The following is a 12,744-nucleotide window of genomic DNA, read 5'->3' as shown; positions in this document are numbered from 1 at the left end:
CGCCTCGCGCCCACGCGGCGGGGCCGCGCCGGGGGGCTCAGCCCGGGATCAGGCCGTCGTCGCCCAGCATGGCCCGGACCTCGTCGAGCGTCGCGTCCGGCGCGGGCAGGATGAGCTCGGAGGGCTCCAGCGCGTCGTCCGGGAGGGGTTCGCCGAGCTCCCGGACCTTGTCCAGGAGCGCGTGGAGCGTACCGCGGAAGGCGACGGGGTCGCCGCCCTCCAGCTCCTCTAGCAGTTCGTCGTCCAGCTTGTTCAGCTCGGCGAAGTGGCTGTCGGCCAGCTTCACCTGGCCCTCCCCCATGATCCGTACGATCATGTCGTCCTCCTCGGACGTGAGCGGTACCCGTGCCGCCGCGCCGACTACTGCTTGTCGAAGCGCGGAGTGTCCTGCGGCTGCTGCTGCGACCGGGGCTGCCCCTGGCCGCCCTCGATGGCCTGCTGGCCGGCGCCGGAGCCGCCCGCCAGCTCCGCCTTCATGCGCTGCAGCTCCAGCTCCACATCAGTACCACCGGAGAGGCGGTCCAGCTCGGTCTGGATGTCGTCCTTGGCGAGTCCGGAGGAGTCGTCGAGGGCGCCGGAGGCGAGCAGTTCGTCGATCGCGCCGGCCCGCGCCTGGAGCTGCGCGGTCTTGTCCTCGGCACGCTGGATCGCCATGCCGACGTCGCCCATCTCCTCGGAGATGCCGGAGAAGGCCTCGCCGATGCGGGTCTGCGCCTGCGCGGCGGTGTACGTCGCCTTGATCGTCTCCTTCTTCGTGCGGAAGGCGTCGACCTTGGCCTGGAGGCGCTGCGCCGCGAGGGTGAGCTTCTCCTCCTCGCCCTGGAGCGTCTGGTGCTGCGTCTCCAGGTCGGTGACCTGCTGCTGGAGCGCGGCCCGCCGGGAGAGGGCCTCGCGGGCGAGGTCCTCGCGGCCGAGGGCGAGGGCCTTGCGGCCCTGGTCCTCCAGCTTGGCGGACTGGCCCTGGAGCTGGTTCAGCTGCAGTTCCAGGCGCTTGCGGGAGGTCGCCACGTCGGCCACGCCGCGGCGGACCTTCTGCAGCAGCTCCAGCTGCTTCTGGTAGGAGTAATCGAGGGTTTCGCGCGGATCCTCGGCCCGGTCAAGGGCCTTGTTCGCCTTCGCGCGGAAGATCATCCCCATACGCTTCATGACACCGCTCATGGGCTTCGCGCGCCCCCTTCTGACGGACTTCCAGCTCCAGGTACTGCTCAGAACCCACAGTACGGGCCCTGCATCCATTACCGCACTGTTCGCGTGCGGATGCGCTCATCCCCAAGGACGACTGCGTACGGCCCCGCTCCGGCGTAAGGAGTAGGTGTACCCCTGTGAAGACGCCCGGTGTTGCCGGATCGTTCCCCATGGGACGGGGGTCCATGCCCGGCGCACCACGTACCCTTGGGTCTTGTGTTCCGTAGCCGATCCAAGGAAGAGAAGGCCCCGGCCGCGCAGGCGCCGGTGACCGACTCCAAGCAGCCCCGTGACCCGCAGGCCCCCAAGGGCCGCCCCACCCCCAAGCGCTCCATGGCACAGTCGCAGCGCCGCGGCGTGACCAATACGCCGACGTCGCGCAAGGAGGCGGCGAAGCGGCAGCGCGACGAGCGCCGTGCCCAGATGGCCAAGCAGCGCGAGGCCCTGGCCAGCGGTGACGAGCGGTTCCTGCCCGCCCGTGACAAGGGCCCGGTGCGCAAGTTCGCGCGCGACTTCGTCGACTCGCGCTTTTGCATCGCGGAGTTCTTCCTGCCGCTCGCGGTGATCATCCTCGTCCTGAGCATGGTCCGCGTGCCCCAGCTGCAGAACATCGCGCTGCTGCTCTGGCTCGTCGTGATCGTGCTGATCGTCCTGGACTCCGTGGTGACCGCGTTCCGCCTGAAGAAGCGTCTCGCCGAGCGCTTCCCGAGCGAGAACAAGAAGGGCGCCGTCATGTACGCCCTGATGCGCACGCTCCAGATGCGTCGGCTCAGGCTGCCGAAGCCGCAGGTCAAGCGCGGAGAGCGGCCCTGAGCGCATTCACCGGCGGGGCCGGTGCCTGGCTGGCGAAGCTGGGCGGTCTGCGCAATGCCGTACGCCAGGAGCTGGTGGCCCGCCAGCTCGACGAGCAGATAGCCGCCCGCTTCCCCGTGGGGCAGCGGCTGCGGGTGCTGGACGTCGGCATGGGCCAGGGCACGCAGGCGTTGCGGCTCGCCCGCGCCGGGCACAAGGTGACGGGGGTCGAGCGGGACCCCGAGATGATCGCCGCCGCCCACGCGGCGCTCGCCGCGGAGCCCGAGGGCATCCAGGGGCGGGTGCGGCTCGTGCAGAGCGACGGCCACCAGACCGGGGCGCACTTCCTGCCGGGCAGCTTCGACGTGGTGCTCTGCCACGGCGTCCTGATGTACGTGGAGGAGCCCGACGCCCTGCTGGCCGGGCTGGCCAGGATGCTGGCTCCCGGCGGGCTGCTCTCGCTCCTCGTGCGCAACGCCGACGCGCTGGCCATGCGGCCGGGGCTCGGCGGTGACTGGAGCGGCGCGCTGGGCGCCTTCGACTCCGTCGCCTACCGCAACCGGCTCGGCCTGGACGTGCGGGCCGACCGCCTCGACGCTCTGTCGTCGACGCTCGCGGGGATCGCGGCGCCGCTGCAGACCTGGTACGGCGTGCGGGTCTTCACGGACACCGCCGAGGACGGCGCACCGCTGCCCCCGCACGAGGAGTTGGAGGCGCTGCTGGCCGCCGAGGAGCGGGCCGGGCGCACCGACCCCTACCGGCGGGTCGCCGCGCTGCTGCATCTGTGCGGGGTACGGGATTGAGCACCGCGGACGCCAGGGCGCGGAGGCGATGGCCGCGGGCACGTGAACGCAGGCGCGTGGGAGGCGGCGGCCGGAGTCCGGTCGCCGCCTCCCGTGCGTCGCCCATCGGGTGCCTCGCCCCGATCGGGCCGCAGGCCTAGGCCTGCGGGTCCTCGGCGTCCTGCGCGTGCAGGCTCATCGGGCCGTAGATCTTGGTCGTGTCCTCGAAGAGGGACACCTGGTCGGCGCCGCCCTCGGACAGTTCCTTCCAGTACTCGCCGACCCAGGACTCCGCGTCGCCCTGGGTGGTGAACTCCTCCGGCTGCACCGCGGGCCGGACCTCCGTCCCGTCCGCCTTCTCGAACCGCCACGTCCATGCCGCCATGTCAGCCTCCCGAGGGTTCCGCGGCGGTCCGGAGAACCGCCTGAATCCGCCTGAAGCCTAGCCGGACGCGCGGCCCGGGACCCGACGCGGGAGGATCTTCGTGTGGAACTGACTCTGCTCGGCACCGGCGCCCCCGAAGGACTGCCCCTCCCCGGCTGCCCCTGCGCGGCCTGCGCGACCGCTCTGGGCGGCGCGGCGCGTGCCGCCACCGCGCTGCTCGTGGACGGCGTCCTGCTGCTCGACCTCACCCCGGGAGCCGCCCTGGCGGCCGCCCGCGCGGGACACTCGCTCGGCGGTGTGCGCCAGGTCCTGCTCTCCCATCCGCACGACGGACCCGCCGTGGAGGTCCCGGCCGGCCTCCCGCAACCCGTACGGGGCGCCGACGGACGGGAGTTGACGCTCCTGACCGGTCACCGGGTGCGCGCGGTGGCGCTGGACGCGCCCGGCTCCGGTTACGAGGTGACGGGGCCGGACGGGGAGCGGCTGCTGTACCTGCCGCCGGGCGGTGCTCCCGCGGGGCTCGGCGAGGGGAACGGCTCGGCGGCGGCGGACGGCGGGCGCGGGACGTACGAGATGATCGTCGCCGATGTCCTCGGGCGCCCCGACGGGCTCGCCCGGCTGCGCGCGGCCGGCGCCGTCGGGCCGACCACGGATGTGATCGCCGTCCACATCGGCCACGAGGCGCCCCCGGGCGCCGAGTTGGCGCGCCGGCTCGCGGCGGCGGGCGCGCGGGCGGTGCCGGACGGGACGACGCTGGTGGTCGGCGCCTACGAGGACGTGCCGGACGTGCCGCGCCGCACCCTCGTCCTCGGCGGCGCCCGCTCGGGCAAGTCCGTGGAGGCCGAGCGGCGCCTGGCGGCCTTCCCCGAGGTGCTGTACGTGGCGACGGGCGGGACCCGCGGCGGTGACGCCGAGTGGGCGGACCGGGTGAGCCTGCACCGGGAGCGGCGCCCCGGTTCGTGGCGGACCGCCGAGACCTGTGACCTGGTGCCGCTGCTGGCGCAGGACGGGCCGCCGCTGCTGATCGACTGCCTGTCGCTGTGGCTGACCCACGCCATGGACGAGGTGGGCGCGTGGGACGACGCGCAGTGGGCGGGCGGCGGCGAGCGGGCGCTGCGGGGGCGGATCGCCGAGCTGGCCGACGCGGTGCGCGCCACCCGGCGCACGGTCGTCGCCGTGTCGAACGAGGTCGGCTCCGGCATCGTCCCGGCGACCGCGTCGGGCCGCCGCTACCGTGACGAACTGGGGCGTCTGAACGCCGCGTTCGCCGCCGAGTGCGAGCACGTCCTGCTCGTGGTGGCGGGTCAGGCCCTCCCGCTGCGCGCCTGACCCGGCCCGCCGCGTCGGGCGTACGCCTCGGGTCGTCGTACGTCAGTCGTCCTCGCCCCGGCGCGCGAGGAGGCGGTAGGCGTTGGAGAAGCCGGTGCGGGTGAGCAGGGGGGCCAGGAGGGCGTCGAGCAGCAGGGCGAGGGCGAGCAGGGGCAGGCAGGCCCCCCAGGCGGCCCGGCGGAGCCGCAGCCTCAGGGGGTGCGCGGGTCTGGCGCGCCAGGGGACGTCGGCCTGGGGCAGGCAGCGGTTGAGCAGGAGCGCGAGCGCCCCGCCCAGGTCGGCCGGGACGTGCGCCGCTCGGCGCTCGACACCGACGACGGTGAAGCCCAGCTCCTCCAGCTCCCGGCGGAGGTTGGCGAGCGGGATGAGGTGCAGGTGCCGCGGCTGGGCGTACGAGGGCCACCACTTGCCGAGCACCTTCGCGTACCGGCAGCCGGGGTCGGTGGTCTCGATCATCAGGTGCCCGCCGGGGCGCAGGGCACCCTTCGCGGCTCTCAGCTCGGCGCGCGGATCGGGTGCGCGCTCCAGCTGGTGGAACAGGCTCAGGGCGTCGTAGCGGCCGGCGAGGGCGTCCGCGAGGCCGGTGAGGGTGCCGCGGTGGCCCTCCTCGACGCGGCCGCGGCGTACGGCCTGCTCCACGCCCCGGCCCGGATCGAGCCCGTCGAAGGACGTGTACGGCAGGACCTGCCGGGCGAGGGCCGGGAAGCGGGCCCGGCCGGTGCCGACGTCCAGCCAGCACTCGGGCTCGTCGAGGGCGCGCATCGCGCGGGCGCGGGCGAGGTGGCGCCGGTCGGTGGGCCGGACGCCGACGAGCGCCGCCGCGGCCTGCGCGCCGAGCCCCGCGCGCAGGTCCTGGTGGGAGGAGTCCCGGCGGTAGAACTCCTGGCCCTCGGGGGTGAGGCGGGGGTTTTGGAACAGGTGGGCGCAGTTGGCGCAGCGGTCGAGCGTGAAGGCGCCCGGCTTGTGCTGGATCAGGTCGGCGGTCCGCAGCCGGATCCGCAGCCGGGGCGAGCCGCACCACGGGCAGTCCGCGCTGCGGGGCTCGTGGAACCGTTCGGTGCCCCCGGCGAGTGCGGCGAGGTAGGCGGGGCGTCGTTGGGCCACACGCTGGGCGACGTCCAAGGTCGTACTCCTGAAGTCGGTTTTGACGTGATCGGTCCGGCAATGACGTTATGTGCCCCATACGCAAGGGCTCGTAACCGCCCGTCAGGCCGGGCCGCCCGCCCCCTTCCGACGGGGCGCGGGGCCGGGCCCGTTCGAACACGGGCGCCGCGCGTGCCGGTACTGTTCGGCGAATGAGTTCGCTGAATCTCGACGACTTCACCGACCTGATCGAGCGGCCCGACGGCGGGGTGCGCCGCGACGCCGAGGAACGCAGGGAGCGGCAGACCGTGCCGCCCGGCGCCCTGGGCCGCCTCGACGAGCTGGGCGAGTGGCTGTCGGCGGCGCAGTCCGCGGGGCCGGTCCGGCCCGTCGAGCGGCCGCGCGTGGTCCTCTTCGCGGGTGACCACGGGGTCGCCGGGCTGGGTGTCTCGGCGCGGCCCGCGGGCGGCGCCACCGCGCTCGTGCGCGCCGTCCTGGCCGGCGAGAGCCCCGTCGCCGTGCTCGCGCGCCGCCTCGACGTGCCGGTCCGGGTCATCGACATGGCGCTGGACTGCGACCCGGCCGAGCTGCCCGCCGAGGTGACGGGACATCGGGTGCGGCGCGGGTCGGGGCGTATCGACGTCGAGGACGCGCTGAGCGCCGAGGAGGCCGAGCGGGCGGTGCGCGCGGGCATGGCCGTCGCCGACGAGGAGGCGGACTCGGGCACCGATCTGGTCGTGCTCGGGGATGTCAGCGTCGGCGGCACGACGCCCGCCGCGACGCTGATCGCCGCGCTCTGCGGCACCGACGCGTCCGTGGTGACCGGCCGGGGCGGCGAGCCCATCGACGACCTGGCGTGGATGCGCAAGTGCGCGGCGGTGCGCGACGCCCTGCGGCGGGCGCGGCCCGTGCTCGGCGACCAGTTGGAGCTGCTCGCCGCGGTCGGCGGCGCCGACCTGGCCGCGATGACGGGGTTCCTGCTCCAGTGCGCCGTGCGGCGTACGCCGGTGATCCTCGACGGTGTCGTGGCGTCGGCGGCGGCGCTGGTGGCCCAGCGGGTCGCCTTCCGGGCGCCGGACTGGTGGCTCGCGGGGCACGACAGCGGGGAGCCCGCGCAGGCCAAGGCGCTGGACCGGATGGCGCTTGAGCCGCTCCTGGGGCACGGGGTGCGGGTCGGGGAGGGAACGGGAGCACTGCTCGCGCTGCCGCTCGTGCGGGCCGCCGCGGCGCTCTGGGCGGAGCTGCCGGAGCGGGCCGCCGAGCCCGATGCCGAGACAGGGGCCGCCCCTGCGGCCGGAGCGGCGGCCGATGCCGGGAGCGGCGCGGAGACCGTGGCGGAGGTCGGAGCGGGGCCTGTGGGGCCGGCGGTCGAGCAGGCCCCCTGAGGGCCGGGGCGGCGGCCTCGATCTTGCCCATATGATCCCTTTTCATGGGAGATGAGCAAGTCGTTGCCGGACGACAGAAGCCACGCACCGTCACACAGCGCCGCGCCGCCGGTTTCACCGTCTGGTACCTCCGCGCCGTCACGTTCGTCAACTTCCTCAGCGCGGTCTGGGTCTCCCTCGGGCAGGACGTGCGCCAGCACAACACGGAGGACTACTACACCCCGTACCTGCTGACCGCCGGCTTCGCCTCGGGGGCACTCACGCTGTTCCTGGCGATCACCATGCGGCGCCGCAAGCGCGCCGCGTGGATCCTCAACCTGGTGCTCAGCGGCCTCCTCCTGCTGCTCCTCGCCCTCGTGGTGGGCTTCTTCCCGGAGGTGCGCCGGTACGCGCAGAACTGGATCTCCCTGGTCCTGACCGCCGCGTTCGTCGCGGCGCTGATCGTGGGGCGCCGCGAGTTCTACGCCAAGGGCGACCGCTCCAACCCGAAGCTGGCCTGCGCCGTCGCCGCCGGCGGGCTCCTGGTGACCTCGCTGATCGCCGCGCTGCTGGTCACCGTCACCAACCACGCCGACGACGACTACCGCTCGACGTTCCTGGACCGCTGGCGCTACGGCACCATGCGGCTGGTCTCGCTGGCCGCCGACGACCGGCGCTTCGAGGGCATCGCCACGCCCGGCTGGGTCAACGTCACCATCAACGTCCTGAGCACACTGCTGCTCTGCGCCGTCCTGTACGCCGCGTTCCGCTCCCGGCGGGCCGTAGACCCGCTCACCGAGGACGACGAGGAGCGGCTGCGCGCGCTGCTCGACCAGCACGGCGAGCGCGACTCGCTCGGCTACTTCTCGCTGCGCCGCGAGAAGAGCGTCGTGTGGTCGCCGACCGGCAAGGCGGCGGTCGCCTACCGCGTCGTCGGCGGCGTCTCGCTGGCCTCCGGTGACCCCATCGGCGACCCCGAGGCCTGGCCCGGCGCCATCGGGCCCTGGCTCACCGAGGCCCGCGAGCACGGCTGGCTCCCCGCCGTGATGGGCGCGAGCGAGGAGGCCGGCACCATCTACGCCCGGCACGGCCTGGACGCCCTGGAACTGGGCGACGAGGCCATCGTGGAGACCGCGGAGTTCTCGCTGGAGGGGCGGGCGATGCGCACCGTCCGCCAGGCCTACAACCGCGTGAAGCGCGCCGGGTACACCGTCCGCGTCCGCCGCCACGAGGACATTCCGCAGGACGAGATGGCGCGGCTGCTGCGCCTCGCCGACGACTGGCGCGACGGCGCCACCGAGCGCGGGTTCTCGATGGCCCTCGGGCGGCTCGGCGACCCGGCGGACGGGCGGTGCGTGATGCTGGAGTGCACCGACGGGGAGGGCAGGCTGCGGGCGGTGCTCTCCTTCGTGCCGTGGGGGCCGCGCGGGCTCTCCCTCGACCTCATGCGGCGCGACCGCGACTCCGAGAACGGCCTCATGGAGTTCATGGTCATCGAACTCCTCCAGCGCGCCCCCGAGATCCAGATCACGCAGGTCTCCCTCAACTTCGCGATGTTCAGGTCCGTCTTCGAACGTGGCTCGCGGCTCGGTGCGGGGCCGGTCCTTCGCCTGTGGCGGTCGCTGCTCAGCTTCTTCTCGCGGTGGTGGCAGATCGAGTCCCTCTACCGCGCCAACGCCAAGTACCGGCCCATCTGGGAACCGCGCTTCCTCCTCTTCGAGAAGAGCGGTGATCTGCCGCGCATCGCCATCGCGGCGGCGCGCGCGGAGGGCTTCCTCGAGGCGCCGGGCCTGCCGAAGCTGCTGCACCGCAAACATCTGGAGTCGAGACGATGAGCGCCCTGGCCCGCCGTGCCCGCGCCGAGTGGGGACCGCTGTCCTCCGCCGTGCGGGACGGGCTCGCCGCCCACCGGTGGCGGGCCGCGCCCATGACGGCCGCGGCGGTCTGCCTCACCGCGCTCCTCCAGTACGTCCAGAACCAGTCCTGGGGCTACCAGTTCGTCCAGAACGTCGGCTCCGTGCGCGCCGAGGACCCGCTGTGGCTCGCGCTGGCGCGCACCCCGCTCTCCCTCTTCGTGCCCGCACTCGACCTGCCGGTGTGGGGGGCGCTCGCCCAGATCCTGCTCGTCTTCGGCATCGCGGAGATCTGCCTCGGCTGGTGGCGCACCCTCCTCATCGGCTACGCGGCCACCCTCGCCGGCACGCTCTACGCGCGCGTGGGCATCGAGCTGGGCCCCGGCCACCCCCTCGGGCTCCCGGCCTCCGACGCCTGGGTCGTCGACACGGGCCCCTCCGCCGCCGTCGTGGGCCTCGCGGTGTACCTGTGCTGGCGGTACCGGGCGTACGTCACGGCCGCCCTGGTGGCCGCCCTGATGGCCGTCGAGGTGATCATCAAGAACAACCTGGCGGGCAAGGAGCACCTGGCGGCGATCGCGGCCGCGCTGGCGCTCTGCGCGGTCACCGCCCTGCGTCACCGGGGCGGCGGCGTGCGCTCGGGAGCGCGCTCGCCGGACCGCCCGGAGTCGGGCGAGAAGCCGCCGATCCAGTTCTGAAGTCTGCGGCGGGGGCCGGCCCAGCGGCGGTCGTGCCGGAAGGCGCGCAGTCCCGCACGCGCGCGTGTCCGGTGCCGGTGGCGGTAGAACCGTCGTGCCCACGCCGAGCCCGGCCGGGCCAGACGGACGGCGCCGACCAGCGCGACGAACGGGACCACCATGCCGATCAGGGCCGTGCGCAGCTTGCCCTTGAGGAGTGCGACCAGGGCGAAGGCGCAGTTCAGAGCGATGTTCAGGACCAACAGGCCACGGTCTTGCCGCTCCCCCGGTGTCAGGTCGTCGACCCCGAACGGCGTGAAGCCGGTGAGCACCAGCACCACCAGGGCGGCCGTGAGCATGACGGCCTCCACGCTCTTGCGGCCCTGCTCGCTCCAGTAGACGTCGTCGAGGTGGAGGATCAGCGCGAACTCGTCGAGCACCAGCCCCGCGCCGATCCCGAAGACGACGGCGGCGTACAGCGGCCCGGCGCCCTGCTGCCCGGCGGCCACCGCCCAGAATCCGCCCACGAGCATCAGGAGGATGCCCGGTACGACGTGGTGGATGTGCACCTCGCCCGAGCTGATGTCGCGGAAGGGCCCCTTGCCGGCCCGGATGAGCCGGGTGACCGTCCGGGTGACCAGGAACGACCCCACGAAGGAGAGCAGGGCGAGCAGCAGCGGCAGTTTCCCCGGCTCGACGATGTTCCGGTACCACCAGTCGCTCATGCGGCCATCCTCTGCCCCGCACGAGTGATCCGCAGGGCGGGCGTGCCGTCGGGGTAGCCTTCCGCGGTGTCCACCTCCTCCCCCGCCGACGGCATACGTTTCGCCTTCGGCACCCTCACCGCGCTCCCCGTCCGCGTCACCCGCTGGGACCGGGGGGCCGCGCGCGCCGGCATGCAGTGGGCGCCCCTCGCCGGCCTGGTGATCGGCCTGGCCGCCGCGGGTACCGGCGCCGCACTGGGCCTGCTCGGCGGCGGTCCGCTGCTCGCCGCGGTGGCGACCGTCGCGACCCCCGCCGCCCTCACCCGCGGGCTGCACCTGGACGGCCTCGCGGACACCGCCGACGGCCTGGGCAGCGCCCGGCCCGCCGACGACGCGCTGCGCATCATGAAGCAGTCCGACATCGGGCCCTTCGGCGTCATCACCCTGCTGTTCGTGCTGCTGGCCCAGGTCGCCGTGTTCCACCGGCTCTACGAACGCTCCTGGACCGCGGGCGCCGTCGCCGCCGTCGTCTCGGCCGCCGCCGCCCGGCTCGCGCTCACCCTGGCCGCCCGCGCCTCGGTGCCCCCGGCCCGCCCCGAGGGCCTCGGCGCGGCCGTCGCCGGGGTCGTGCCGCGCGGCCGCGCGCTGCTCGTCACGGCCCTCGCCCTGGCCGGGGCGGCGACAGCGGGCGCGCCGCTCGGGGCGTACGACGCCGTGCGCTGCGCGGGGGCCGTCCTCCTCGCCGTCGGCGCCGCCGAGCTGCTGCTCCGGCACTGCGTACGGCGGTTCGGCGGGGTCACCGGGGACGTGTTCGGGGCCCTCGCGGAGACGGCGGCGACGACCGCTCTGGTGGTGCTCGCGCTCGGCTGAGACCCCGCCGCGGCACGGCCCCGGTGGGCGCGACACCGCACCGAACACACACAGTGAGGCGCACCGCAGCACTCACGGGCGTAGGCTCGCGACGGGCTCACCACCCCACAGCCCGTCGAAACTCAACCGAAAGAGGACCTCACCACCGTGACTGCTCTGACTCTCAGCACCGCCGCCGCGTCCGGCCTGCGTGCCGACGCGATCGTCGTCGGTGTCGCGAAGGGCTCTGGCTCCAAGGGGACTCTGGTCGTCGCGCCCGGCGCCGAGGCCGTGGACAAGGCGTACGACGGCAAGCTCGCGTCCGTCCTGGAGACTCTCGGCGCCTCGGGCGGCGAGGGCGAGGTGACGAAGCTGCCCGCACCGTCCGGCTTCAAGGCGCCGGTCGTCGTCGCGGTCGGCCTCGGCGGGGTCCCGGAGAAGGACGAGACGTACGGCACGGAGGCGCTGCGCCGCGCCGCCGGTGTCGCCGCGCGCGCCCTGACCGGCTCGAAGAAGGCCGCGTTCGCGCTGCCCGTCGAGGACGCCGACGACCTCTGCGCCATCGGCGAGGGCGCGCTGCTCGGCGCGTACTCCTTCGTCGCCTACAAGGACCAGGGCGACGCCAAGGACGCGAAGAAGAACGGCAAGGACGCCAAGGCGCCGCTCGCCGAGATCGCCCTGCTCGGCGGCAAGCCCCGCGACAAGGCGTACAAGGCCGCCCTGGAGCGTGCCACCGCCGTCGCCGAGGAGCTGAACCGCGCCCGCGACCTCGTCAACACCCCGCCGAACGACCTCGACCCCGAGGCCTTCGCGGCGGTCGCCACCGCGGCCGCCAAGGAGCACGGCATCAAGATCCAGGTGCTCGACGAGAAGGCGCTCCTCAAGGGCGGCTACGGCGGCATCCTCGGTGTCGGCGTCGGCTCGGACGCCCCGCCGCGCCTGGTGAAGCTCTCGTACACGCACTCCAAGGCCAAGAAGCACCTCGCCTTCGTCGGCAAGGGCATCACGTACGACTCGGGCGGCATCTCGCTGAAGCCCGCCGGTCACAACGAGACCATGAAGTGCGACATGGCCGGTGCCGCGGCGGTCTTCGCCGCCGTCGTCGCCGCCGCGCGCCTGGGCCTCGAGGTGAACGTCACCGGCTGGCTGGCGCTCGCCGAGAACATGCCCTCCGGCTCCGCGACCCGCCCCGGCGACGTCCTGCGCATGTACAGCGGCAAGACCGTCGAGGTCCTGAACACCGACGCCGAGGGCCGTCTGGTCCTCGCCGACGCGATCGCCAAGGCCTCCGAGGAGAAGCCGGACGCGATCGTCGACGTGGCGACCCTGACCGGCGCCATGATGGTGGCGCTCGGCAACCGCACCTTCGGCATCATGGCCAACGACGACGCCTTCCGTACGTCGGTGCACGAGATCGCCGAGGAGGTCGGCGAGCCGTCCTGGCCCATGCCGCTCCCCGCCGAGCTGCGCAAGGGCATGGACTCCCCCACCGCCGACATGGCCAACATCGGCGACCGGATGGGCGGCGGCCTGGTGGCCGGCCTCTTCCTGAAGGAGTTCGTGGGCGAGGGCATCATCTGGGCCCACCTGGACGTCGCGGGCCCCGCCTACCACGAGGGCGCGCCGTTCGGCTACACGCCCAAGGGCGGCACCGGCACCGCGGTGCGCACCCTGGTCCGCCTGGCGGAGCGCACCGCCGCGGGCGACCTCGGCTGAGCCGGGCAGCACGCCTCGGGGCTCC

At 74.1% G+C, this 12,744-nt stretch carries 13 protein-coding genes; 8 read left to right on the top strand and 5 right to left on the bottom strand.

Annotation, left to right across the window (positions count from 1 at the left end):
• Positions 1-37: 37 nt before the first annotated feature.
• Complete coding sequence (pspAA, locus tag ACZ5GP_RS04425) at positions 38-316, bottom strand: PspA-associated protein PspAA (RefSeq protein ID WP_468749344.1); 279 nt, start codon at positions 314-316, stop codon at positions 38-40.
• 44 nt (positions 317-360) lie between these two features.
• Positions 361-1,158, bottom strand: coding sequence for a PspA/IM30 family protein (locus ACZ5GP_RS04420; RefSeq protein ID WP_358584018.1), 798 nt, complete (start codon positions 1,156-1,158; stop codon positions 361-363).
• Positions 1,159-1,401: 243 nt separating this feature from the next.
• On the opposite strand from ACZ5GP_RS04420, the gene ACZ5GP_RS04415 reads away from it, so the two are divergent.
• Both ACZ5GP_RS04415 and ACZ5GP_RS04410 read left to right on the top strand, forming a co-directional pair.
• A complete protein-coding gene (locus ACZ5GP_RS04415; protein ID WP_358584016.1) occupies positions 1,402-1,998 on the top strand; it encodes a DUF3043 domain-containing protein in 597 nt (198 codons plus the stop codon).
• Between the two features lie 74 nt (positions 1,999-2,072).
• Positions 2,073-2,780: a class I SAM-dependent methyltransferase gene (locus ACZ5GP_RS04410; protein WP_468749343.1), complete on the top strand. Its 708-nt coding sequence runs from the start codon at positions 2,073-2,075 to the stop codon at positions 2,778-2,780.
• A gap of 136 nt (positions 2,781-2,916) precedes the next feature.
• Here ACZ5GP_RS04410 and ACZ5GP_RS04405 read toward each other — a convergent pair whose 3' ends face one another.
• A complete protein-coding gene (locus tag ACZ5GP_RS04405) occupies positions 2,917-3,144 on the bottom strand; it encodes a hypothetical protein (protein ID WP_468749342.1) in 228 nt (75 codons plus the stop codon).
• Positions 3,145-3,246: 102 nt separating this feature from the next.
• Between ACZ5GP_RS04405 and ACZ5GP_RS04400 the strand changes: the two genes are divergently transcribed.
• Positions 3,247-4,473 (top strand): bifunctional adenosylcobinamide kinase/adenosylcobinamide-phosphate guanylyltransferase, encoded by a 1,227-nt coding sequence (locus ACZ5GP_RS04400; RefSeq protein WP_468749341.1) that lies wholly within the window; start codon positions 3,247-3,249, stop codon positions 4,471-4,473.
• Between the two features lie 42 nt (positions 4,474-4,515).
• On the opposite strand, the gene ACZ5GP_RS04395 is transcribed toward ACZ5GP_RS04400, so the two are convergent.
• A complete protein-coding gene (locus tag ACZ5GP_RS04395) occupies positions 4,516-5,595 on the bottom strand; it encodes a class I SAM-dependent methyltransferase (RefSeq protein ID WP_468749340.1) in 1,080 nt (359 codons plus the stop codon).
• Between the two features lie 173 nt (positions 5,596-5,768).
• On the opposite strand from ACZ5GP_RS04395, the gene cobT reads away from it, so the two are divergent.
• Genes cobT through ACZ5GP_RS04380 form a run of 3 tightly spaced genes read left to right on the top strand, consistent with a single transcriptional unit; the run spans position 5,769 to position 9,471 of the window.
• The gene (cobT, locus tag ACZ5GP_RS04390) at positions 5,769-6,941 is read left to right on the top strand and encodes a nicotinate-nucleotide--dimethylbenzimidazole phosphoribosyltransferase (RefSeq protein WP_468749339.1); all 1,173 of its coding nucleotides are present in this window, start codon (positions 5,769-5,771) and stop codon (positions 6,939-6,941) included.
• 44 nt (positions 6,942-6,985) lie between these two features.
• Entirely contained in the window at positions 6,986-8,755 is a 1,770-nt protein-coding gene (locus ACZ5GP_RS04385) for a phosphatidylglycerol lysyltransferase domain-containing protein (RefSeq protein WP_468749338.1), read from the top strand.
• Positions 8,752-9,471, top strand: a complete 720-nt coding sequence (locus ACZ5GP_RS04380; RefSeq protein WP_468749337.1) for a hypothetical protein — start codon at positions 8,752-8,754, stop codon at positions 9,469-9,471. Before ACZ5GP_RS04385 ends, ACZ5GP_RS04380 begins: the two co-directional genes overlap by 4 nt.
• On the opposite strand, the gene ACZ5GP_RS04375 is transcribed toward ACZ5GP_RS04380, so the two are convergent.
• A complete protein-coding gene (locus tag ACZ5GP_RS04375; RefSeq protein ID WP_468749336.1) occupies positions 9,390-10,175 on the bottom strand; it encodes a hypothetical protein in 786 nt (261 codons plus the stop codon). The genes ACZ5GP_RS04380 and ACZ5GP_RS04375 overlap by 82 nt on opposite strands.
• Positions 10,176-10,241: 66 nt before the next feature.
• Between ACZ5GP_RS04375 and ACZ5GP_RS04370 the strand changes: the two genes are divergently transcribed.
• Together ACZ5GP_RS04370 and ACZ5GP_RS04365 are read left to right on the top strand one after the other, a co-directional pair.
• The gene (locus ACZ5GP_RS04370) at positions 10,242-11,024 is read left to right on the top strand and encodes an adenosylcobinamide-GDP ribazoletransferase (protein WP_468749335.1); all 783 of its coding nucleotides are present in this window, start codon (positions 10,242-10,244) and stop codon (positions 11,022-11,024) included.
• Between the two features lie 147 nt (positions 11,025-11,171).
• Entirely contained in the window at positions 11,172-12,719 is a 1,548-nt protein-coding gene (locus tag ACZ5GP_RS04365) for a leucyl aminopeptidase (RefSeq protein ID WP_468749334.1), read from the top strand.
• Positions 12,720-12,744 lie beyond the last annotated feature (25 nt).

The organism is Streptomyces sp. NPDC031466, assembly GCF_055581265.1.
Note: the sequence above shows the minus strand (reverse complement) of the source record. Positions and strands in the feature narration are given on the sequence as shown.